General features: G+C 33.7%; 24 protein-coding genes and 1 pseudogene. 17 read left to right on the top strand and 8 right to left on the bottom strand.

The window, feature by feature from the left end; all coding sequences use genetic code 11:
* The first annotated feature begins 152 nt into the window (after window positions 1–152).
* The 5 genes from uptA (at window position 153) to KFD70_RS15015 (ending at window position 5326) form a co-directional block, all read left to right on the top strand.
* Entirely contained in the window at window positions 153–755 is a 603-nt protein-coding gene (uptA, locus tag KFD70_RS15035) for an undecaprenyl phosphate transporter UptA (RefSeq protein ID WP_174102560.1), read from the top strand.
* Between the two features lie 96 nt (window positions 756–851).
* Entirely contained in the window at window positions 852–2231 is a 1380-nt protein-coding gene (locus tag KFD70_RS15030; RefSeq protein ID WP_336453705.1) for a putative polysaccharide biosynthesis protein, read from the top strand.
* 184 nt (window positions 2232–2415) lie between these two features.
* Window positions 2416–3357: a magnesium transporter CorA family protein gene (locus KFD70_RS15025; RefSeq protein ID WP_336453704.1), complete on the top strand. Its 942-nt coding sequence runs from the start codon at window positions 2416–2418 to the stop codon at window positions 3355–3357.
* A 199-nt stretch (window positions 3358–3556) separates the two neighbouring features.
* Complete coding sequence (locus KFD70_RS15020) at window positions 3557–4453, top strand: permease (protein ID WP_336453703.1); 897 nt, start codon at window positions 3557–3559, stop codon at window positions 4451–4453.
* A 3-nt stretch (window positions 4454–4456) separates the two neighbouring features.
* Window positions 4457–5326, top strand: coding sequence for a TIGR03943 family putative permease subunit (locus tag KFD70_RS15015; RefSeq protein ID WP_336453702.1), 870 nt, complete (start codon window positions 4457–4459; stop codon window positions 5324–5326).
* Between the two features lie 129 nt (window positions 5327–5455).
* Here the strand turns inward: KFD70_RS15015 and KFD70_RS15010 are convergent, their stop codons facing one another.
* Entirely contained in the window at window positions 5456–5542 is an 87-nt protein-coding gene (locus tag KFD70_RS15010) for a YjcZ family sporulation protein (protein ID WP_000505094.1), read from the bottom strand.
* A gap of 159 nt (window positions 5543–5701) precedes the next feature.
* Here KFD70_RS15010 and cls point away from each other — a divergent pair, with 159 nt between their 5' ends.
* The gene (cls, locus tag KFD70_RS15005; RefSeq protein WP_336453701.1) at window positions 5702–6886 is read left to right on the top strand and encodes a cardiolipin synthase; all 1185 of its coding nucleotides are present in this window, start codon (window positions 5702–5704) and stop codon (window positions 6884–6886) included.
* Window positions 6887–6918: 32 nt separating this feature from the next.
* Entirely contained in the window at window positions 6919–7377 is a 459-nt protein-coding gene (locus tag KFD70_RS15000; protein WP_336453700.1) for a spore coat protein, read from the top strand.
* A 657-nt stretch (window positions 7378–8034) separates the two neighbouring features.
* On the opposite strand, the gene KFD70_RS14995 is transcribed toward KFD70_RS15000, so the two are convergent.
* Window positions 8035–8412, bottom strand: coding sequence for a hypothetical protein (locus tag KFD70_RS14995; RefSeq protein ID WP_336453699.1), 378 nt, complete (start codon window positions 8410–8412; stop codon window positions 8035–8037).
* A gap of 415 nt (window positions 8413–8827) precedes the next feature.
* Complete coding sequence (locus KFD70_RS14990) at window positions 8828–9613, bottom strand: SDR family oxidoreductase (RefSeq protein WP_336453698.1); 786 nt, start codon at window positions 9611–9613, stop codon at window positions 8828–8830.
* A 188-nt stretch (window positions 9614–9801) separates the two neighbouring features.
* Here KFD70_RS14990 and KFD70_RS14985 point away from each other — a divergent pair, with 188 nt between their 5' ends.
* Both KFD70_RS14985 and KFD70_RS14980 read left to right on the top strand, forming a co-directional pair.
* Window positions 9802–10074, top strand: coding sequence for a hypothetical protein (locus KFD70_RS14985; protein WP_336453721.1), 273 nt, complete (start codon window positions 9802–9804; stop codon window positions 10072–10074).
* Between the two features lie 18 nt (window positions 10075–10092).
* Window positions 10093–10713: an NAD(P)-dependent oxidoreductase gene (locus KFD70_RS14980; RefSeq protein WP_336453697.1), complete on the top strand. Its 621-nt coding sequence runs from the start codon at window positions 10093–10095 to the stop codon at window positions 10711–10713.
* Window positions 10714–10737: 24 nt separating this feature from the next.
* Here the strand turns inward: KFD70_RS14980 and KFD70_RS14975 are convergent, their stop codons facing one another.
* The 3 genes from KFD70_RS14975 to KFD70_RS14965 all read right to left on the bottom strand — a co-directional run bounded on the left by KFD70_RS14975 (window position 10738) and on the right by KFD70_RS14965 (window position 13620).
* Complete coding sequence (locus tag KFD70_RS14975; protein ID WP_336453696.1) at window positions 10738–11220, bottom strand: DUF456 domain-containing protein; 483 nt, start codon at window positions 11218–11220, stop codon at window positions 10738–10740.
* A 1-nt stretch (window position 11221) separates the two neighbouring features.
* The gene (locus KFD70_RS14970) at window positions 11222–12529 is read right to left on the bottom strand and encodes a hemolysin family protein (protein WP_336453695.1); all 1308 of its coding nucleotides are present in this window, start codon (window positions 12527–12529) and stop codon (window positions 11222–11224) included.
* A 212-nt stretch (window positions 12530–12741) separates the two neighbouring features.
* Window positions 12742–13620: a hypothetical protein gene (locus KFD70_RS14965; protein ID WP_336453694.1), complete on the bottom strand. Its 879-nt coding sequence runs from the start codon at window positions 13618–13620 to the stop codon at window positions 12742–12744.
* A 462-nt stretch (window positions 13621–14082) separates the two neighbouring features.
* On the opposite strand from KFD70_RS14965, the gene cbpA reads away from it, so the two are divergent.
* The 4 genes and pseudogenes from cbpA to KFD70_RS14945 all read left to right on the top strand — a co-directional run bounded on the left by cbpA (window position 14083) and on the right by KFD70_RS14945 (window position 17392).
* Window positions 14083–14730: a cyclic di-AMP binding protein CbpA gene (cbpA, locus tag KFD70_RS14960; protein ID WP_336453693.1), complete on the top strand. Its 648-nt coding sequence runs from the start codon at window positions 14083–14085 to the stop codon at window positions 14728–14730.
* Window positions 14731–15181: 451 nt separating this feature from the next.
* Window positions 15182–16519: a branched-chain amino acid transport system II carrier protein BrnQ4 gene (gene brnQ4 / locus KFD70_RS14955; RefSeq protein ID WP_336453692.1), complete on the top strand. Its 1338-nt coding sequence runs from the start codon at window positions 15182–15184 to the stop codon at window positions 16517–16519.
* A 65-nt stretch (window positions 16520–16584) separates the two neighbouring features.
* Window positions 16585–16858, top strand: a pseudogene (locus KFD70_RS14950) (tRNA-binding protein).
* Between the two features lie 18 nt (window positions 16859–16876).
* Window positions 16877–17392 carry a DUF1572 domain-containing protein gene (locus KFD70_RS14945; RefSeq protein ID WP_336453691.1) on the top strand — a complete coding sequence of 172 codons (516 nt, stop codon included), beginning with the start codon at window positions 16877–16879 and terminating at the stop codon, window positions 17390–17392.
* On the opposite strand, the gene KFD70_RS14940 is transcribed toward KFD70_RS14945, so the two are convergent.
* Both KFD70_RS14940 and KFD70_RS14935 read right to left on the bottom strand, forming a co-directional pair.
* Window positions 17383–17679 carry a permease gene (locus KFD70_RS14940; protein ID WP_336453690.1) on the bottom strand — a complete coding sequence of 99 codons (297 nt, stop codon included), beginning with the start codon at window positions 17677–17679 and terminating at the stop codon, window positions 17383–17385. The genes KFD70_RS14945 and KFD70_RS14940 overlap by 10 nt on opposite strands.
* Window positions 17680–17704: 25 nt before the next feature.
* Window positions 17705–17998 carry a hypothetical protein gene (locus tag KFD70_RS14935; RefSeq protein WP_336453689.1) on the bottom strand — a complete coding sequence of 98 codons (294 nt, stop codon included), beginning with the start codon at window positions 17996–17998 and terminating at the stop codon, window positions 17705–17707.
* A gap of 89 nt (window positions 17999–18087) precedes the next feature.
* On the opposite strand from KFD70_RS14935, the gene KFD70_RS14930 reads away from it, so the two are divergent.
* The 4 genes from KFD70_RS14930 (at window position 18088) to KFD70_RS14915 (ending at window position 21176) form a co-directional block, all read left to right on the top strand.
* Window positions 18088–19242 (top strand): stage II sporulation protein P, encoded by a 1155-nt coding sequence (locus KFD70_RS14930; RefSeq protein WP_336453688.1) that lies wholly within the window; start codon window positions 18088–18090, stop codon window positions 19240–19242.
* Window positions 19243–19456: 214 nt separating this feature from the next.
* Window positions 19457–19954, top strand: a complete 498-nt coding sequence (locus KFD70_RS14925) for a GNAT family N-acetyltransferase (RefSeq protein ID WP_336453687.1) — start codon at window positions 19457–19459, stop codon at window positions 19952–19954.
* 11 nt (window positions 19955–19965) lie between these two features.
* Window positions 19966–20706: a M15 family metallopeptidase gene (locus KFD70_RS14920; protein ID WP_336453686.1), complete on the top strand. Its 741-nt coding sequence runs from the start codon at window positions 19966–19968 to the stop codon at window positions 20704–20706.
* A 23-nt stretch (window positions 20707–20729) separates the two neighbouring features.
* Entirely contained in the window at window positions 20730–21176 is a 447-nt protein-coding gene (locus KFD70_RS14915; protein ID WP_336453685.1) for an NUDIX hydrolase, read from the top strand.
* Window positions 21177–21292 lie beyond the last annotated feature (116 nt).

Here is a 21292-nt window from a genome sequence, read left to right as displayed (position 1 = left end):
CGTGTATAAATCTCTTTTTTCCTCTACTTGTGCCTGGTATATTTGTAAAGAAGTGTACATATTTTGGTAGAGAATGAGGAATATATTGGCATACATAAATCTTTGTGAGATAATAGGAGGGTATGTGAACAGAAAAGGAGATAGGAAAGCAAATGTTAGCGAATTTAATAGAGCAGTTGTTGCAATTTTTTGCAAGTTTAGGATACTTTGGTGTTGCCTTAGGTTTAATGATTGAAGTTATTCCAAGTGAGATTGTCCTTTCTTATGCTGGCTTTTTAGTCGCGCAAGGTAAAATAAGTTTCATTGGTGCAGTAATCGCCGGTACAATTGGTGGTACTTTAGCACAAATCTTTTTATACTGGTTAGGGTATTACGGAGGACGTCCAGTAGTTGAAAAGTATGGTAAATATTTATTGATTAACAAGCATCACTTAGATGTAGCTGAAAGTTGGTTTAAACGTTATGGCGCGGGAGTAATCTTCTCTGCTCGCTTTATCCCAATTGTACGACATGCCATTTCAATACCAGCCGGATTAGCGAAAATGCCATTAAAACTTTTCACAGTATATACGGTAGTTGCGATTATCCCATGGTCAATTCTCTTTATTTATTTAGGAGAAAAACTAGGTGGAAACTGGCGTCATATTAAAGAATATGCAGCTGATTATACGCATTACATAATTATTGGAGCAGTCCTCTTTATAGCACTTTATTTCGGTTTGAAAGTTTTGAAAAAGAGAAAAACTGTTCGTTAAAGTCAATGATTTCATTGGCTTTTTTTCATGTGTTTTAGTTCTAAAATAAAGAAGTTGTCCATAATGTGTAATAATAAAGCGTAGCGGAGGAATGAAATGAAAGGATCACCGTTTTTACGTGGAACATTATTTTTAACGATGGCAACGATGATATCTAAAATGCTCGGATTTATATATGTTATTCCGTTTACGGCAATGGTTGGTACGAGCGGATATGTATTATATACGTACGCATATCGGCCGTATACAATTATGTTAAGTATTGCAACGATGGGATTGCCACTTGCTGTTTCTAAAATGGTTTCAAAATATGATGAGCTAAATGATTATCATACGGTAAAACGGGTGTTGAAAAGTGGAATGTTTTTCATGATTTTTATGGGAACTGTTTCATTTCTAGTTCTTTATATGTTAGCTCCATATCTTGCAAAGCTAGTGATTGATGGAAGTGATCAAACTGGTAATAGTATGACTGCTGTTACGTACAATATTCAAATTGTTAGTTTTGCCTTATTGATTGTACCAGTGATGAGCTTATTACGTGGTTTTTTTCAAGGGTTTCAATCTATGGGACCGTCAGCATCTAGTGTAGTTGTGGAACAGTTTTTTCGTGTGTTAACAATTTTAATAGGAAGCTTTGTTGTGTTGCATGTTTTGAAAGCATCTGTTTCGTTAGCTGTTGGAGTTTCAACTTTTGGAGCATTTATGGGAGCGGCAGCGGGATTGACTGTTTTGATTGGGTTTTATATGAAAAGGCGGAAATACTTAAAACAAAAAGAGGTTGCAAGTATTCCGCAAACAACGAAGTCTTTTTTTGCTTTATATAAAGAGCTATTTACGTATTCAATCCCATTTGTTGCTGTTGGACTAGCGATTCCGTTGTATCAAACAATTGATACGTTTACAATCAATAAACTGTTAATAGAGATAGGGTATGTACAAAGTGAAGCAGAAAAAATAAATGCGATTATTGGGCTTGTCCAAATGGTTGTACTGATTCCTGTATCTGTTGCAACAGCTTTTAGTATGTCTCTTGTTCCTGAGATGACGAAAGCTTATATAGCTGGAAATGAACAATTATTGTATAAACATTTTACGAAAACAAATTTACTTGTTGTAGGGATTACCATTCCGGCAGCAATTGGAATGATGATATTAGCAAAACCTATCTACACTCTTTTATTTGGAATAGGAAATGATCCAAGTGTAGGAAGTGTGGTCTTACAGTACTATGCACCAGCATGTATATTGTTTTCGTTATTTACAGTTACTGCTGCGATGTTGCAAGGGGTTAATCAGCAACAAAAAACAGTTCTAGGTTTAATCTTAGGAATTATAGTAAAGGTCGTACTAAATATTGTATTATTGCCGCATTTTGACTATACCAGTTTTATTATCTCAACATATGCAGGCTACACTGTTTCAGTGACGTTTAACTTGTGGATGCTTTCTAAATATGTTATAAAGGCAACATGAGCTTTCGAAAAGGCAGAGCAATCTCTGTCTTTTTCTATTTTGAAAGAAATTGTGAAGAAAAGCGTTTTCAAAATAATTTTCTATTGAAATTTGAACGTTTGTTTCATATGCTGAAAATAGCGGTTCAAAAACTGTTGTTTAAGTGAGGTAGATTCCCACATGTAAAAAGAATCGGGGTGATAGTATGTTAAATATTTATTTAACAGACCGAAACGGAAAACTACAAGAAATAGAGGAAATTCAAAAAGGTTGTTGGATTAATGTACTCCATCCAACAGAAGAAGAAATTCAATTTCTCGTGCAAACATTGAATGTAGAATTGGATTTTATTAAAGACCCTTTGGATGATGAAGAACGATCAAGGATTGAAAAAGAGGACGATAATGCATTAATTATCGTTGATATTCCCACAGTAAGGCACGATGAAGAAGGAAATTCAATATACGATACAATCCCAATTGGTATGATTGTAATGCCGGAATGTTTCGTTACAATCTGTTTAGAAGAAAATCCGATTTTTGAGCGATTTATTAATCAACGTATTAAAGAATTTTATACTTTTAAAAAGACTCGTTTTGCACTTCAGCTCTTATATACGATTTCTACTTATTATTTACGATATTTAAAACAAATTAACCGAAAAACAATCGACTTAGAGCACGAGTTAAATAAGTCGATGAAAAATAAAGAAATCTTTACATTATTAGGACTTGAAAAGAGTTTAGTATATTTTACAACATCTTTAAAAGCAAACAAAATTGTTATTCAAAAGTTAATGCGTAATAATACGTTTATTAAAATGTATGAAGATGATCAAGATTTATTAGAAGATGTACTAATTGAAAATAAACAGGCCATTGAGATGGCTGAAATATATAGTAATATTTTAAGTGGTATGATGAATACGTTTAGCTCAGTTATTTCAAATAACTTAAACAGTGTCATGAAGCTCTTAACTTCCATTACCATTATCTTGTCACTACCGACGATGGTTTCGAGTTTTTTCGGAATGAACGTAGAAATCCCACTTGGTAATAATCCGCATGGTTTTATAATTGTAATGATTATATGTGCAACATTATCTTGCACTTTAGCGTTTATTTTTTGGAAAAAACGTTATTTTTAACGTTCAAGAAAGCTGCTCTAGCATAGTTGTGAAACTGCGCTAGAGCAGCTTTTTTGCTATAATAAAGTTTTTTTACATAAGAAATATGTATAAAGGGCAGGCGCTGTATTTTTATTATTAAATTTGTATAGGACTTGTTCAAATAATGAATTGAGGTTAAAATTACATATTGTTAATGAAAAGATGGAGGAAATACATCATGGAATTGTTTCAGTTACCGAAAGCATTCCTGCAAATGAATACGATCTTTATCTCAATTTTAATTGAAGCACTACCATTTGTGCTAATTGGTGTATTTATTTCAGGATTCATTCAAATGTTTGTGACAGAAGATATGGTGGCAAAATGGATGCCAAAAAATCGATTTCTGTCTGTATTATTGGCTACTTTTCTTGGCATGATGTTTCCAGGTTGTGAATGTGGAATCGTTCCGATTGTAAGGCGTTTAATTGGGAAAGGTGTCCCGCCATATGCTGGAATTGCATTTATGTTAACAGGGCCAATTATTAACCCGGTTGTATTATTTGCAACGTATGTTGCATTTGGAAGTAGTATGCATATGGTATGGTATCGTTCCATTGTTGCTATCATTGTAGCGATTATTGTTGGACTTATATTATCGTTTATGTTTAAAGATCATCAACTACGTGATGAACATTTCCCAGAAGTGGATCATAAGCGTCCGCTGCGTAAAAAAATGTGGGATGTTTGTACACATGCGGTTGAAGAGTTTTTCTCAATGGGAAAATACTTAGTTATGGGAGCTTTAATTGCTGCTGCAGTTCAAACCTTTGTACAAACTTCAACACTGCTCGCAATTGGACAAGGTCCATTTTCTTCAACAGCGGTTATGATGGGACTTGCATATATTTTATCTCTATGTTCAGAAGCGGATGCTTTTATTGCTTCCTCGTTCCAAAGTACGTTTTCAACAGCGTCACTTGTCGCGTTCCTCGTATATGGACCGATGGTGGATATTAAAAATATGTTTATGATGCTTGCGACATTTAAAACGCGATTTGTAATTGTTGTGACTGTTACCGTCACACTCGTTGTTTATGCAAGCTCACTACTCATTTATGCGATGGGGTGGTAGGTTATGTTTCGAGCATATATTTTACTCGGTTTTACAATTTTAATAGCGCAACTTCATATTTCTGGAAATATAACGAAATATATTAATATGAAGTATTCGTATTTATCAACAACTGCTGCAATCATTTTAGGGTTTTTAACGATTGTTCAAATTATTATTGTGTTCCAAAAAGAACACGGGGAGAAAGCAGAAGAGCATGCTTGTGGCTGTGACCATAATCACTGTGGACATGATCATTCAAAAGATGAAAATACATGGTGGAAACGTACTTTTTCTTATACCTTATTTTGTTTTCCTATTATTACAGGGTTATTCTTTCCAATCGCGACATTAGATTCGGATATTGTGAAAGCAAAAGGGTTTCATTTTCCAGTTTCACAGCCGGATAGTCAAGATCCATTTATGAGAAGACAATTTCTAAGACCGGATACGAGTATTTATTATGCGAAAGAAGGATACAGAGATGTAATGGAGAAAGGGAAAAAGCAATTTGTAAATAAAGATAAAGTTGCTTTAAATGATGAGAACTTCTTAAAAGGAATGGAAACAATCTATAATTATCCTGGAGAATTTACAGGAAAGAAACTTACTTTTAAAGGATTTGTCTTCAGAGATGTTTCTGCAAAGAAAGAGCAATATTTCTTATTCCGCTTTGGCATTATTCATTGCGTAGCCGATTCAGGTGTATATGGTATGCTGGTGAAAAAACCAGAGGAAGTAGAATGGAAAAATGATGATTGGATTGAAGTAGAAGGTGAAATTTCAACTGAATTTTATCAACCATTCCACGCAAATATTCCGGTTTTAGAAGTAACAAAGTGGAATAAAGTGGAACAGCCGAAAGAACAATATGTGTTTAGGGGAGCCGATTGATTATAATCGGTTCTTTTTTTATTGCAACGTTATTAACTTTATAATTGACATGTAATGAAAAGCGGACACCTAAATTTAGGTGTCCGCTCTTATAGTTTTTTCATCTACATATCGCCTTAGAGGAGCTAATTAGCAAAAGCAAGCAGCACCGACGATAATTAAGAGGATAAATAGTACAACAAGTAACGCAAATCCATTTCCATGTGCGAAGCCCATTTTATTTCCTCCTTTTATTGTAAGATACAACATACAATATGCAAATTCACTTTTGTTTGACATGGACATATATCACGAAATTGTGGATTTTTCTTGTATGTTAACGTAAGAAAAAGGAAAGATATAGAAATAACGGCTTTTGAAGAAAGGGTTTTATCCATGAAAAAATATATAGCTATCTTGTTATGTATCATAGGGGTATTCATATGGATGAACATCGATCTAGAAATGGGGAAGAAAATGACTAATGGACTTGAAAAAGCAGAAATTCGACATGGTAATTTTCAATTGTATACAAACGGGGAAGATTTGAATCGAAACTTGTTTGAAGATATAAATCGTGCCCAAAAGTATGTCTATGTTCATTTTTATATTGTAGGTAAGGATGAAGTGAGTCGCAATTTTTTACACCTATTAGAGAGTAAAGCAGCAAGTGGTGTAGATGTGAAATTATCGGTGGACCGAATTGGTGGCTATAAAATTAAGAAAAAGGTGATTCAACGCTTAAAAGAAAAGGGTGTTAAGTTTACTTTTAGTAAAAAACCTAAATTAAAGAATCTTTTTTATTCACTGCATCAACGTAATCATCGCCGGATTGCAGTGATTGATGGGAAAGTTTCTTATATTGGTGGGTTTAACATTGGAGAGGAGTATCTCGGAAAGGATCCTAAATTCGGGAGATGGCGTGATTATCAACTGCGTATTGAAGGAGATGGAGCAGTTGATATGGAGCGGAAATTTGCAGAAGATTGGCATGCGGATACTGGTGAAAAGCTTTCTTTATATAAAGGGGCTTCTATACAAGGAAGTGCAAAATATCAGTATATATTTTCTGATGGAAAAGGATTTTGGAAAGAGTATAGTGCACTATTGAAGCAGGCTAAAAAGTCAATTGTCATTGCAACGCCATACTTTGTACCAGGAAAAGAAATGATAAGTGTTTTGCAAGAGGCATTACAGCGTGGAGTTGCTGTAAAGATTCTTGTCCCTTTTAAAAGTGATGCACTGTTATTAAAACAAGCTGCTTATCCACATTTAAAAAAGATGCTAGATGCTGGAGCGGAAATTTATCAATATCGAGAGGGCTTTTTTCATGGGAAGGTGACAATCATTGATGATATAAGTGCTGATGTAGGGACAGCAAATTTTGATATGCGTAGTTTTTATATAAATACAGAGTCAGACTGTTTTATCTATGATAAAGCAGTTGTTGCGGAAGTATGGGGGAAATTACAAAAGGATTTTCATGATTCTAAACGATTAACAGACAAAGATTTTGACAAAATTAGTAGTTGGGATTGGTTTTTAGCAAAGGCGGCAAATGTTCTGGCTTTCTATTTATAGGCATATATTTAGAAGAAAGGGGGAGCTATAGTATGAGATGTATGGAAGAATTAATGAAGTGTAGTTATGAAGTAATTTATATGATCGGTGAGTGTATGAATAAGGTGAGAGATGAAGAGTTAGGAGATATATTAAAACAACATTTACCGTATATTTTACAAGCTTACAATGAACAGGTGAATTTTCAAGAGGGTGAAAATGTACAGCATATTATTTGTGAACAACTAAAATCTCCCCTTATCCAAAATAATATATCTATGAGAAACACTGGTAAAAGTGATACCGAAATTGCTATTGCCTATATTTCAAATTTAAAAAGATTAGCACTTCGGTTCGCTCAAGTTGCAGTAGAAGTTGCGAATCCAGAGTTTCGATTTTTTCTGGAAAGTTGCTTCGTTAAAATGAATCGTTATGCATATAGCGTATGGCAATATGTTGTGAAAAAAGAATATAAGATAGAGAGTATATTTGAGGATGAAAAACATGCTTAAAGAAAGTATATAATAAAATACGAATTATAAATTGTAATGAAAGAGAAGAGGATCTTCTCTTTTTTTATTTGATTGTAAATCTGGATTTGTAATTAAATGTAAAATTCAAAAAAATAATAGTAAATAGTACATTTGATGCAATATATGAAGAAAGTCGTTTTTTTCAGTAATCAAAAAATAAGGGGTAAGGCGAATAAAATATGAAGAGATATTTATAGTTGAAATTGTTGTAGGTAGTGAAATGGTAGCTAGGCATGAAATCAAAGAACATGATGTTACGAAGGTAATTAAAAAACTTGCGAATCAATATGTGGACAAGTATGAATCAGGTTCACCTCATAACTAGAAAGCTATGTAAAAGAATATAAAGCGAGTTAACAAAGATAGAGATAGTAATCCTACTTATATTAGTATTTTAAAGTATTAAATAAGGAGGAATTAGGTGACTGTCTATAGAGTGATTTGTGTTTTATGAAAGAGAAAATGTAAACAGTAGCTTAAGGTATGGTGAAGTGCTAATTTAAATCTGGATTATGTTTAGTACTTGATTTGTATAGAGAATTTGTTCGATAACAAGATGTGAGGCATCTAAAGCGAAGTAGACATCAACTTGATAGGATCCTGTCAAGTTGATGTCTTAAGTTCGTCTAGATTATATTATTGTTTATATTCTGCGTTATATGAATTTTCACCTGAATGGACAGATAGAAGAGTATTGGCATATCCAACAAGGCGATTCACAATTTCATCTGAAATTGCATAAACGAGGCGATGTAGCTCTTTTTTATGTAAAGATGGATCATCAAAAATAATGGTAGTATTAATAAAAATATGTTGTGTATCATAAAGATTATAATGGATGATTGTTTTTCCTGGTGCCCCTCCTGTTAGAGGGTCTTTAAAATTAGGTAAAAATATATACCATTCTTCTGCGGTAGGAGATCGGAAATTTTTAGTGAATGTCATACCTTTAATTTCATTTTCAATTTGTTTCTTAAGATCCGCATCTAAAACGTCAACTATGTTATTTTTCAAAGTTCATTCCTTCTTTCTAAATTAATTAATAGGCTGAGGCCAGATTTGATATAGTGAAAAACAATGAAAATCGATAGAGGGGATAAAAAGGGTTTGTAGTTAGAATTTACAGTTTCAATCTACATAATGTGTCTTAATGATTTATATTTTATCTGAAGTATAAAGGAACGATTTAGTGAAAGTAAAGGAGTAAGATCAAGATACGTAATAAGCCTCTTACAAAAGTATTTCTGATTATTGGTGCGTTGTTTGATATTGAATAGGCACAATTTAGTATTAGGGATTTGAATGTAAAGAATGGATCGCTTATTTTGAACAAAATTGTGAGGATAAGTTAAAAAATACGACATTCGCATAAAGAATGTCGTATTTTTATTGTTTTTAAAGTATGATTGTTACGGGATGATGCTAAAAATTATAAGCTTTTTACCATTCCACCGTCAACAAGGAAAGATTGTCCGGTCATGTATGTATTTGCATCGGATACAAGGAAGGTAGCAAATGCTGCAAATTCACTAGGGTGGCCGTATCTTCCAAGAGGTATAATCGCTTCATATTGTTTTTGAATCTCTTCTGCCGTAATTCCACGTTTTTCGGCAGCTGTTTTATCTAAAGAAGCAACACGATCTGTAGCAATACGCCCTGGAGCAATCGTATTAATTAAGATATTATATGGAGCAAGTTCAGATGCTAACGTTTTTGCTAAACCTGTAATTCCCACGCGGAATGTATTTGATAATAGTAGTCCAGGGATAGGCTCTTTAATAGAAGACGAAGCAATGTTAATAATTTTGCCGCCTTGCTGTTTCATATATGGAAGTACTTCACGAATCATACGAACGTAACTTAATAAATTGAGTTCAAATGAATTGTACCAATCGTCGTCTGTTAATTGTTCAAATGTACCAGGCTTAGGACCGCCAGCATTGTTTACTAAAATATCAATTGTACCAAAGGTTTGTACAGTATGTTCTACCGCCTGTTTTATGCTTTCTTTATTTGTAACATCACAAACTGTATACATGGCAGTACCTTTATTAAGAGTAATTAATTCTGTTTGTAAAGATGCTAACTTTTCTTCATTACGACTCAGCAGCATAACGTTTGTTCCTTCTTTTATGAGCTCCGTAGCAATTGCTTTTCCTAACCCTTGACTAGAAGCGACAACGAGAGCAGTTTTTCCAGCTAATCCAAGTTCCATATGTATCAACCTTTCTGTTTTATAGTACTTTTATTATATGTTAAAACACTACGAAATTAAAAAAATAAGGTTTGTGTTATCAGAAAATTTACAAACATTTACCGTATCTTTACTCTTTTCTCATATTTCCTTCAAAAAAGAGAAGTAATATGAGATTGTACATATTCTATCAAAAGGGGGATGAGCAAATGAATAAATGGGTTAAATCTTTAACTGTAATGGCACTTGCGAGCTCTTTATTTCTGGTAGGTTGTAATAATAATGGTGATGAAAAGAAAAAAGATGAAGAAACAACACAGCAAGATGAAAAGAAAGATCAGGAAACGAGTAAAGATAGCAATTCTTCAGATTCAAAGGAAAAAAATAATAGCATAGTATTGTATAGTGGAGCTTCCTCAAGTGATGAGGAAGCTTTTTTAGTTGTATATTTTTCATTTTTGAGAAAAAATAGAGAGAAATAGAGAATAAGGAGCAGAGAGATGAAAATATGCATATTTGGAGCAACTGGAAGAGTTGGGTCACAATTAATGAAACTAGCATTAAAAGATTCACATGATGTCACAGTATTAGTTCGTAATCAAAATAAGCTTGTAGTAAAACATAACAATCTACATATAGTAGAAGGGGATGTATTACAGGAAAATGATGTGAAGAAAGCGTTAAAGGGGGCTGATATCGTTTTAAGTGCTCTTGGAACTGATGGGAATGGAACCTTATCGGACAGTATGCCTAGTATTATAAAACATATGAAAGAAGATAAGATAATAAGGATTATTACAATAGGAACTGCTGGCATTTTACAAGCACGAACAAATCCGAAGATATATCGGTTTCAATCGGATGAATCAAAAAGAAGAAGTACAATAGCTGCTGAGGATCATTTATCAGCTTATGTAGCATTAAAAAATAGTGGACTATGCTGGACAGTTGTTTGTCCTACACATTTAGTTGATGGTGAAGAAACAGGGACATACCGGACAGAGATAAATATGTTACCACTGGATGGATCGAAAATTACGGTAGGAGATACGGCGCGTTTTGCGTGGTCTTTAATCAAAGAACAAGTATATGAAAATAGCCGCGTAGGTATTGCATATTAAAAAACCATCCCTGAAAAGGGATGGTTAAAAAAGAATGTAACATACAAAAATGATAATCATAATAATTTGTAAAATCGCTTTTGCCACTGTACTGCTTAAAAAGCCGACGACTGTAGCAATTCCAACCATAAACGCTTCTTGCGGTGTTTTTTTATGCATTATTTCTGTCACGAAAACTGATAGAAATGGAATGATAATGAGACCAAATGGTGGGAAGAAAAAGGAACCGACAATAATAGAAATCATTCCCACACGTTCGCTCCATTTGGTACTTCCGTATTTTTTTAAGAAGTATCCATTTGCAATAAAATCAGCAACGAAAATAATAATGGTAAAAACGATTTGAAGGACCCAAAAACTTGTTGTTAGCTCCCCGTCATTTATACCAAAATGATAAATAAGATATCCAGCCCACAGTGCAAGTATGCCAGGGATAATCGGATAGATAAACGCAATAAACGATATGATAAAACAAGCAATTATACAAAGTGTTAATAAAACAGTCACTTTATATCTCCTTTTTACTATCTAGTTTATGTACAGCAACTTTCTTAATTTGATGCCCATCAAGCTCTAATGCTTTAAATTGGAAACCAGCATATTCAATTGAATAGCCAACTTCGATATTTAAATCGATGGACTGAGATAGAAGCCAGCCACCAATTGTATCTAAATCACTATCATCAATATGTAAACCAAACATATCATTTACTTCTGAAATGAGTACTTTTCCATCTAGTACAGTGAGTTTTGGTGTGCGTTTTTCAATCATTGGTGATTCATCTGTATCAAATTCATCTTGAATTTCACCAATAATTTCTTCAATAATATCCTCCATCGTCAATAGCCCAGCTGTCCCGCCATATTCATCCATTACAATTGCCATTTGCACACGGTTCTTCTGAAGATGAATTAATGTTTTACGGATAGGCACTGTTTCAAATACAGTTAAGACTGGATGTATATAAGCTTCTAAAGGTTTATGAATCCCCTTCGTTTGATCGTGAAAAATTTCTTTTGTATTTAGCATCCCGATAATATCATCTTTATCTTTTTCAATAATCGGATAACGTGTATATTTCTCAGATGCCACGATGTCCATATTTTCTTCTAATGTATTTTCGATAGATAGACAAACCATTTCTGTACGAGGTACCATAATCTCTTTGGCAACACGATCATCAAATTCGAAAATATTATTTACATATTTATATTCAGTTTGATTAATTTCACCACTTTTAAAGCTTTCACCTAAAATCAATCGTAATTCTTCTTCTGAGTGAGCAAGTTCATTTTCTTTTGCTGGTTCTAAGCCGAATAGTTTTGTAAAGAATACGGCTGTACTATTAAGCAACCAAATGAAAGGATACATGATTCGATCAAACCAAATGAGTGGCTTAGCAAATTTCAATGCAATTACTTCAGCTTTTTGAATCGCGAAAGATTTTGGAACAAGTTCCCCTAATACGACATGGAAAAAAGTAATGATACTAAATGCAATGATGAACGATAGTGTATTAGCCATTGCACCAGTAATGTTTACTTTTTCAAATAAGGGGCGTAGTAAGTGTTCTACAGTTGGTTCGCCAAGCCAACCGAGTCCTAAAGAAGTGATGGTAATACCAAGCTGACATGCTGATAAGTATACATCTAAGTTAGAAACAACACTTCTGGCAGCTAATGCTTGCTTATTTCCTTCATTTGCAAGCTGATCAATTCGACTTTTTCGTACTTTTACCACCGCAAATTCAGATGCCACGAAAAAGCCAGAAATGAGAATAAGTACAAAAATGAGAAAAATATTTAATATGTCCAAGTGTGTTCTCTACTCCGAAGTGGGAATAAAGATGTCACCTCCTGCAAGTATGTTATACTTTTATAATAAATCGAAATGAAAATAATAGTCAAAGGAAATGAGTAAATATTGGAATGTTTTTCTAAACATTCATAAATTTGTTGGTATTTTACCCTGAATAAAAGGGGAATAACCCTCCATTTTGAAAAGGAGGGAGATTGTTTAAAGTTAATTTATTTAATCATTGTTTTTGAGATAGTGTAAGTTTGATGTTTAGACTGGTTTGTTGTCCATGCGGATTGAAGAAAGGAAAGAATGATATACGGAATATAAATGAGTAGCAGTCCAATTGTAACAACAGTTGGTGAATTCCCTCCAAATTGAATAATAAATTGCAGTAATCCTTTCGTATGAAAAATACATTCCATATAAAAGAATGACAGAATAATGGAGCTTAAAATAGATTTATGATTTGAAGCTATTGCCATAAATAACGTATTAATGAGGAACGATGAATCACGTATATTATGTTCTTCAGTGTTATTTAAAAACGGAATCCATTTTTTGATTGCTTGTATAACGATAATCATTGATGTACTACATATGATGATGAGGGAAGAAAGAAATGGAATGGTTATGTACCTTGCAATGTATAAAGAAATTAAAACAATAGAACATTGTAATAGAGCCGTACTGAATGAGTATGGAATCCAGCGCAATATTGAAATGTATTTTTTAAATTGTTTTGGTGCCTTTAAGAATAAACGCCCAATCGCTAAGCTGATAAAAAAACCAATTGCCAGTGTGAGTGTAAAGCGAATGATTGATAAAAAGTATACTTCCCACACATAAGGGAATAGCAGGGGAGAGTGTCCTGGAACATGGAGCGTTGTGGTAATAGGTTGAGATGAAAAAAGAATGGATTCATGCACCCAATCAATCATTGGAATAGAAATGGACGGGAAATGAGCAAAATTATAAAAAATCCCAAGTAAACCTTTTAAATAAGAAGATTCATGGGTTAATAATACAGCGGGAAGAGGGCTTATGATAAGAATGATTAGGAATCCAGCTAAAAAGCGATATGTGTAAGAACGAAATAATGAAGACATAATTGTTCACCTACTCTTAGAATATTCAGAAAATTCTTATTCTTATTCTAACGTTTTTTTGGATAAGTTACAATATCTTTTTCTTTATATATGGGTATGAGTTGCGATGCCAAGTAATTCATTTACAGGAAGTCTATAATTATTTGTAAAATTAAACGCAGTGATAAAAAGTAAAAGTCCATTTATAAAGGGAAACTTCCATCAGTGGAGGATTCATCCTTCAATGATGGAAAGCTTCATGAATGAGGATATTACTTCCAGTTCATGCGAGATAATTTTTTTCAGTCAGCAATTAGGTACAGAATGATTAACTATTAACTTTATCAAAAAATGAATCATTCATGAACAAATCATGACAACAATACGAAAAGTTTTCAGAAAAGTGAAATAAAATATTTATTTTTTTCTGAAAATATAATATAGTTATGGCACAGAAAGTATTTTAACATAAGGAGGCTTTTTATGAGGATTAAAGGAAACTATGTGCCTAAAAAAGAAGTACTATTTTGTTCAAATTCATTTACAGTTGGAGAAGCGCTGGACCATTTAAATAAAACTGGTTATCGTTGTGTACCAGTTTTAGATGCAAAACAAGAGAAATTTCTAGGAAATGTGTACAAAGTAGATATTTTAGAATATAAAGGATCGTTAGAAGATAATTTATCAGAATTGTTAAATGATAAAGAAGGGTATGTGAGGGAAGATTCTTCTTTCTTCAAAGTATTCTTTACTATTAAGAAGTTACCATACTTATCAGTAGTAGATGAAAAAGGGATATTCTTGGGGATTTTAACTCATAAAAAGGTGTTTGAACTATTAGAAGATGCATGGGGAGTTCATTCTAGTGTATACTCTGTCATGGTTGGAACGCAAGATTATAATGGAGCCATTCAAAAGTTATCCACCGTTTTAAAAAAATATAGTGGTATTCAAAGTTTAATGACATTTGACAATAATGCTTTATTAGTGCGTAGAATTATGTTCACACTAGGTGAAGAATTTAAGGCAGAAGAGTTAGAGATTTTATTAAAGGATTTAGAAGATCATGGATTTCGTGTTGTATACGTAGAAGAAATGAATAATCCACGTCAAGTAGAAACAATAGAGTAGGGGATGAAAGGCCATCTGTATGATTTAGATGGCTTTTCATTATATGTAGGAAAAGAAAGTTTATCTTTATTTTAAAATAATAAAATGAAAAGTTGCTTATTTGTTTATAAAATATTTTTCTAAAAGAATAATGCAAGGTTTGCATACTATTTAGTTTTTCGAAAAATTTCATATAAAAAATATGTTTCTATTTTTCAACTAAATGTGTTACTATATGTGTGACAAAAGCAAAGAGGTCTGACCTATTAACTCTGTGATATAACACTATAATGTTTTGAATATTCAAAAAAATCAAAATTATTAATCGGAGTAAGAAAAGGGGAAATGGAGAAATTATGGGGAAAGACATTGCTTTTTAAGGGGCATAAATAATCACTATGGATAGAGAGGAGGATGCATAGCATATTGTGAAAGAGATAAAAACAATAAAGACATGCTATGCAAAAGAGAGATGAAGGGACGATTAAGGCCAGGAGATACAATAGCAATCGGTTTAATGTTATTTGCATTATTTTTAGGAGCAGGAAATTTAATTTTCCCGCCGGTATTAGGACAACAGGCAGGAGAAAATGTTTGGATTGCTACAATTGGATTCCTTGTGACAGGAGTCGGACTTCCTCTATTAGCTGTAACGGCTGTCGCTTTTGTAGAAGGGGACTTGAAAGCGCTATCTTCTAGAGTTCACCCTATATTTGCATTTATTTTTCCACTGATTAGTTATTTAGCAATTGGACCATTCTTTGCCATCCCACGTACAGGAGCGGTTTCTTTTGAAATGGGGATGAAACCATTTTTAACGGAAGCGTTTGTGTCAGAATGGTACATGTTGTTTCTCTACACAGCAGTTTTCTTCGGTATTACTTGGTATTTATCACTAAATCCATCGAAATTAATTGATTGGTTTGGAAAGTTTCTTACTCCACTATTAGTATTAATTGTCGCTGTAATTGTAGGTAAAGCTATAATTGATCCAATTGGAACTCCTGCTGCACCGATAGAAGCATATAAAGATACTGCATTTTTCGGTGGATTTATTCAAGGATACTTAACGATGGATGCGATTAGTGCACTTGTATTTGGTATAGTTGTTGTACAAGTTATTCGTTCGAAAGGGATAAAAGAAAGCGAACAAATCGCAAAAGTAACAATTATATCTGGGGTTATTGCTGTATTAGGTTTAACGTTAATCTATTTATCACTTGCTTATCTTGGTTCGACAAGTACGTCACTTGGCGTTTCTGATAATGGAGGTCTTATTTTAACGAAAGTTGTAAATGAGTTATATGGAACGAGTGGAAAAATATTATTAGGCCTTGTTATTACACTTGCTTGTTTAACAACTTCAGTTGGACTTACATCAGCGTGTGCAGGATTCTTTACAAAGTTATTCCCTAAATTATCACATAAAACGATTGTAACATTAGTATGTGTGTTTAGTTTAGTTGTATCAAACCTAGGATTAACACAGCTTATTGCTGTAACATTACCAGTATTGATGATTATTTATCCTGTTGCGATTGTATTAATTGCACTGTCTTATTTCCATAAATGGATTGGACAGCGAAATACAATATATATTGGTGCAATTTTAGGGGCACTCGTTATTAGTCTATTTAACGGTTTAGAAAGTGCAAATATTAAGTTTGATGCCATAACAAATGTGTTGCAAATGCTTCCTTTATATAAGGAAGGAATTGGTTGGTTACTGCCATCATGTATTGGTGGAGTAATTGGTTACTTCTTATATAGACCAAACGAATTAAGTGAGTTACAAAAGAAAGGTGCTTAGGCATCTTTTTTTTTAGAGGAAATTCATATGTTTTGTCTAAATATTAGCTTGGAAGGATTGATAAAATGGCTAATTTTGAAAACTTTTTACAGTTAGATGTACGTGTGGGAACGATAAAAAAGCAGAAGAGTTTAAAGAAGCTCGTGTACCTGCGATTACATTAGAAATTGACTTTGGTGAGCTTGGTATGAAGCAGTCCAGTGCTGAAATAGACTGTAAGGTCGTTAAGGTGGGGAGTTCATATCGGAAGTGCTTGTGCTAGGAGGAGTGCCAGAACAAGGAGATGTAATCTTGCTTCAGCCAGATATAGAAATCCCTAATGGAACACCAATTAGTTAATAGGGGAGAGGATTAAGTATGGATGTTGGAAATGTCTATTTAGAATGTGCGATTTCAAACTTCAAGGCGATGCAAAAGCAAGGAGAAAGGACGCTTTCACAGTTATCATATGAACAAATAAGTTGGACACCTCATGAAGAAGCAAACAGTATTGCAATTATAATCAAACATTTACATGGAAATATGCGTTCGAGATGGACGGATTTTTTAACGACAGATGGTGAAAAGCTAGATCGAAATCGTGATGGTGAATTTGAAGGGGGCTATGCTTCAAAAGCAGAAGCGCTAATAGCATGGAAAGTAGGGTGGGAATATGTTTTTCAAGCGCTGCAATCATTAACACCACAAGACCTTTTAAAGATCGTGCATATTCGGGGTGAAGCGCATAGTGTTATGCAAGCGATTGAGAGACAAATCGCTCATTATGCATCACATATCGGACAAATTATTTACGTTGGAAAATTGCTGAAAGAAAAAGAGTGGGAGTGTTTAAGTATTCCAAAGGGGCAGTCTAATCGTTATTTTCAAAAGTGACGTTCAATATAATAGTAAGAAATAAAACGATATAGAACAGGCACTAAAAAAATAATCCAAATGATCGATAGTTCTGTTATTGTTAGAATAGCCCCTATAGCGAGAGTATACCAAATGAAATATACTCCAAATAGCGTATTAATAGGAATAAAACTAGAAAAGAAAAATTGTTGGCTAAAGCAAGTATTGTGAAATAAGTAGATGCGTACGTAGAACATTGTGGTAATAAGATCTTGCTTTCTGACAATTTTTTTCTGGTATTTATGACATATAAAAGTTGGTCGCATTTTTACACTCCATTTAGAATAAGTATTATGTCCTTCTTAAACTTGTTACTAGTTTATAAATAAGGAGATATAAAGAATACACTCCAATATAAGCTCCAGTGATGAGAAATAATGGGTTCAACAAGATACCGTGAATGGTTGTCATAAATACTAAGCCGTGCAGCACAACATCATATATGTTAAAAGCGATTAGTATACCAAGTATATATAATGAAAGGTACGCGCAAATATCTAAGAAAACACGGATTTTAGGGTGTGCTGCAAATAATAAAAAAATACCTGATAAAACAATAGGAACTATACTAATAATTAGCTTCAATTCATTTCACCTCTATGACAATATAGCCGAAATTTAGGCGGTCTATTCTCTATAGCTTGTACATAAGTTGGAACAGAGAGGGTGATGTTATGAATCGAGGCTTTTTTTATGTCAAATTAACAAGTGTACGTAAGCTTATTTTATTTGTTGTCTTTATGATGTTAGCAACCTTTTTCCTTATTAGTATGATGGTGACTTCATTGAAAGAAACAAAGTCAGCATATTTATATAATTGGTTAAATGAGTTATCAATGAATGGATATATGTATGTGATTGGAAAGGAAAATCATTATTTTACACAAGAATATCGAAATTTAAATCAAGACTTTTCGATTTCATCTTTTCTTTTTTCAACAGCGACAAATATTCGATTTGATGATGTACGTAGTTTCGTTGGGAAGGAACTTCCTGGGTTTGGAAAATACGATACGGAAATTGTCATTGCTGGTGAAGGGACAAATTATTCTAACTTACCTATCGAGTCGAGCGTTCCACTTGAAGAAGTGGTGAAAGAACGAACAGGAGAAACCGGACAAGTTCCGAAAGTGGATCCAAATAAAGAGAAAAAGGAACCTGCACAAACAACCGGAAAAAGACAAGTTGCATTTATCTATCATTCTCATAGTTGGGAGTCTTATTTACCTTTATTAAATTTAACAAATGATCCAGATCCGAATAAGGCAACAAGTTCTGTGACGAATATTTCTATACTTGGAGAACGGTTTCGTGACCAATTAGCAAATGAAGGAATAGGAGCAGTTAATGATAAAACAGATGTTGGGAAAAAGTTGATTAGTAAGGGGTTAAATAGTAATAGCTCTTATAAAATGTCTCGGGAAATTGTACAGGAGGCAATGGCAGGAAATAAAGAGTTACAATACTTTTTTGATTTGCACCGAGATAGTGCCCGTAAAAATGTCACGACAAAAGCAATTGGAGATAAATCGTATGCGAAGCTTGCTTTTGTCATTGGAAAAGGGAATAAAAATTACGCCAAAAACTTACAATTAGCAACTGCACTACATGAAGCGATTAATAAGAAATATCCAGGGGTAAGTCGAGGAGTTATACAAAAGGGGTTTCAAACAGGAAACGGTGTTTATAATCAGGACTTGTCAGGACAAGCAATTTTAATTGAAGTAGGAGGTGTAGATAATACATCTGAAGAATTAAATCATTCCATTGATGTATTGGCGAAAGCATTTAGTGAATATTTTTGGCAAGCAGAGAAGGTGAATGGATGAACGTAAGCGGGGTGCTTACGTTTCTTTTTGTGTTCACAAAGAAGAGAAAAATAGGAATCAAGCTCTTTTTATAAATAAAATTTCACCTTCATTATACTGATATCGAAATTTGTCTATTTCTCCTATGAAAAATAGAAAGGTATTTCATAAAAAAATAGCGAAATGCTCTTTATAGATAAAACTTTTACATTATAAAATCGACAGGGTGATAGAGATGATACGAGACATTCAAGTAGAGGACGCAGCAGCATTTTTACAGTTAGGAAAACAATTGGATGGAGAAACTTCTTTTATGTTATTTGAACCAGGGGAACGGAATATGACAGTGAAGCAGCAAGAAAATATGATTAAACGCTTTATAGAAAACTATAATTCTACAATATTTGTAGTAGTAGAAGGTGAGCAATTAGTCGGGTTTATTTTAGCTAATGGTGGTAATGCGCAAAGAAACAAACATGCAGCAGCGATTGTAATTGGGATTTTACAAGCGTATAGCGGAAAAGGAATTGGAACCATGCTGTTTAAAGAAATTGAAAAGTGGGCAAGATTACATGATGTATGGCGTTTGGAGTTAACAGTAATGGCCCACAATACAAGAGCACAGGCACTATATAAAAAAGTAGGTTTTGAACAAGAAGGTGTCAAAAAAGCTTCTCTTATCATCGATGGAAAGGATGTCGACGAGTATTATATGGCCAAATTATTAAAATAAGAGGTCGTTTTATGAAAAAAAGATGGACACTGCTGAGTGTCGTAGTAGTTGCAATTATTATTGGAGTAGCAGGCATTAATTATAAGATGTATAAAGATAAGCAAGCACAAGAAGTGAATAGTATTGTTACATTTCCAAAAGAGCAAGAAACCATCGCTAAAGTAGAAGGAGATATTGCAGTTGTGAATAATCCGGATTCTACACTTGTACTTGTAAATAAAAGCAGACGGTTACCGGATCGTTACAAGCCGCAAGATTTAGTCATTCCCAAAGTGCGTTACTCAAGTGAAGGGGATCAAGAGAAGAAAAAAATGAGGAAAGAAGCAGCACAGGCACTTGAAAACATGTTCAAGCAAGGTGATCAAGAGAGAATTTTTCTCTTTGCGGTCTCAGGGTTCAGATCTTTTGACCGGCAAAAAGCATTAAATACAATGTATAAGATTCAAGATGGAGAAGCGAAAACAGCGATGTCCAGTGCGATTCCAGGAACAAGTGAACATCAAACGGGACTTGCGATGGATATTACATCACAATCTGCCAAGTTTCAATTAGAAACCATTTTTGGGGATACAAAAGAAGGAAAATGGCTTGCTGAAAATGCGCATAAATTTGGTTTTGTCATTCGGTATACAAAAGAGAAGGAATCGATTACTGGTTATCGGTATGAACCGTGGCACGTACGTTATGTAGGGAATCCACAAGCTACGTATTTATATGAAAATCAACTTACCTTAGAAGAAGCAATGAAATAATCAATTGCGGGGAGAGGATATAGATGACGATGTTATATAAGAAAAAGGTGTACGCATATATTACAAGGGAAACAGAAGGAGTTATGCAGTTGCTTGTTTTTACACATCGTGATATGCCGGAAGCAGGTATACAAGTTCCAGGTGGTACAGTTGATGAAGGAGAAAAATTAGAAGAAGCAGCATTACGTGAAGTGTTAGAAGAGTCGGGTTTACGGCATGTATATATAGAACGCTTCATTGGTGATTATATCATTCATGTGAAAGAAAAACAGGAATATCAAAAACGCCACTTTTTTCATATTTCGTTGCTAACAGATGTAAAAGATACATGGGAACATATCGTAAGTGCAGGAGAGGAAGATGAGGGTCTAACATTTTGTTATGAGTGGATTGATATAACAAAATGTCCTGTATTGGCAGGGAATCAAGGGGAATTTATTCATTTACTTGAAGAGATGTATGTGAAATAGAAGGGTTGTTTATTAAAAAGCGTTTTAGGCAGAGGTTGTTCGTCTAAGACGCTTTTTTATTTTCCTTGAAATGGATAGCTGAAGGCTTTTTGGAATCACTTTAGCAAGTACTGATT

It is taken from the genome of Bacillus pfraonensis, from assembly GCF_050768835.1.
In the GTDB taxonomy this organism is placed as follows: domain Bacteria; phylum Bacillota; class Bacilli; order Bacillales; family Bacillaceae_G; genus Bacillus_A; species Bacillus_A pfraonensis.
This window is presented reverse-complemented; position numbering and strand designations above follow the sequence as displayed.

Excerpts from the sequence above, each read along its gene's own strand:
- cbpA (WP_336453693.1), top strand. The coding sequence starts at position 14,083 with ATGAGGATTAAAGGAAACTATGTGCCTAAAAAAGAAGTACTATTTTGT.
- KFD70_RS15025 (WP_336453704.1), top strand. The coding sequence starts at position 2,416 with ATGTTAAATATTTATTTAACAGACCGAAACGGAAAACTACAAGAAATA.
- KFD70_RS14990 (WP_336453698.1), bottom strand. The coding sequence starts at position 9,613 with ATGGAACTTGGATTAGCTGGAAAAACTGCTCTCGTTGTCGCTTCTAGT.
- KFD70_RS14915 (WP_336453685.1), top strand. The coding sequence starts at position 20,730 with ATGACGATGTTATATAAGAAAAAGGTGTACGCATATATTACAAGGGAA.
- KFD70_RS14920 (WP_336453686.1), top strand. The coding sequence starts at position 19,966 with ATGAAAAAAAGATGGACACTGCTGAGTGTCGTAGTAGTTGCAATTATT.
- brnQ4 (WP_336453692.1), top strand. The coding sequence starts at position 15,182 with ATGAAGGGACGATTAAGGCCAGGAGATACAATAGCAATCGGTTTAATG.
- KFD70_RS15000 (WP_336453700.1), top strand. The coding sequence starts at position 6,919 with ATGAGATGTATGGAAGAATTAATGAAGTGTAGTTATGAAGTAATTTAT.
- KFD70_RS15010 (WP_000505094.1), bottom strand. The coding sequence starts at position 5,542 with ATGGGCTTCGCACATGGAAATGGATTTGCGTTACTTGTTGTACTATTT.
- KFD70_RS15030 (WP_336453705.1), top strand. The coding sequence starts at position 852 with ATGAAAGGATCACCGTTTTTACGTGGAACATTATTTTTAACGATGGCA.
- KFD70_RS14925 (WP_336453687.1), top strand. The coding sequence starts at position 19,457 with ATGATACGAGACATTCAAGTAGAGGACGCAGCAGCATTTTTACAGTTA.
- KFD70_RS14945 (WP_336453691.1), top strand. The coding sequence starts at position 16,877 with ATGGATGTTGGAAATGTCTATTTAGAATGTGCGATTTCAAACTTCAAG.
- KFD70_RS15020 (WP_336453703.1), top strand. The coding sequence starts at position 3,557 with ATGGAATTGTTTCAGTTACCGAAAGCATTCCTGCAAATGAATACGATC.
- KFD70_RS14985 (WP_336453721.1), top strand. The coding sequence starts at position 9,802 with ATGAATAAATGGGTTAAATCTTTAACTGTAATGGCACTTGCGAGCTCT.
- KFD70_RS14940 (WP_336453690.1), bottom strand. The coding sequence starts at position 17,679 with ATGCGACCAACTTTTATATGTCATAAATACCAGAAAAAAATTGTCAGA.
- KFD70_RS15015 (WP_336453702.1), top strand. The coding sequence starts at position 4,457 with ATGTTTCGAGCATATATTTTACTCGGTTTTACAATTTTAATAGCGCAA.
- cls (WP_336453701.1), top strand. The coding sequence starts at position 5,702 with ATGAAAAAATATATAGCTATCTTGTTATGTATCATAGGGGTATTCATA.
- KFD70_RS14965 (WP_336453694.1), bottom strand. The coding sequence starts at position 13,620 with ATGTCTTCATTATTTCGTTCTTACACATATCGCTTTTTAGCTGGATTC.
- KFD70_RS14930 (WP_336453688.1), top strand. The coding sequence starts at position 18,088 with ATGAATCGAGGCTTTTTTTATGTCAAATTAACAAGTGTACGTAAGCTT.
- uptA (WP_174102560.1), top strand. The coding sequence starts at position 153 with ATGTTAGCGAATTTAATAGAGCAGTTGTTGCAATTTTTTGCAAGTTTA.
- KFD70_RS14980 (WP_336453697.1), top strand. The coding sequence starts at position 10,093 with ATGAAAATATGCATATTTGGAGCAACTGGAAGAGTTGGGTCACAATTA.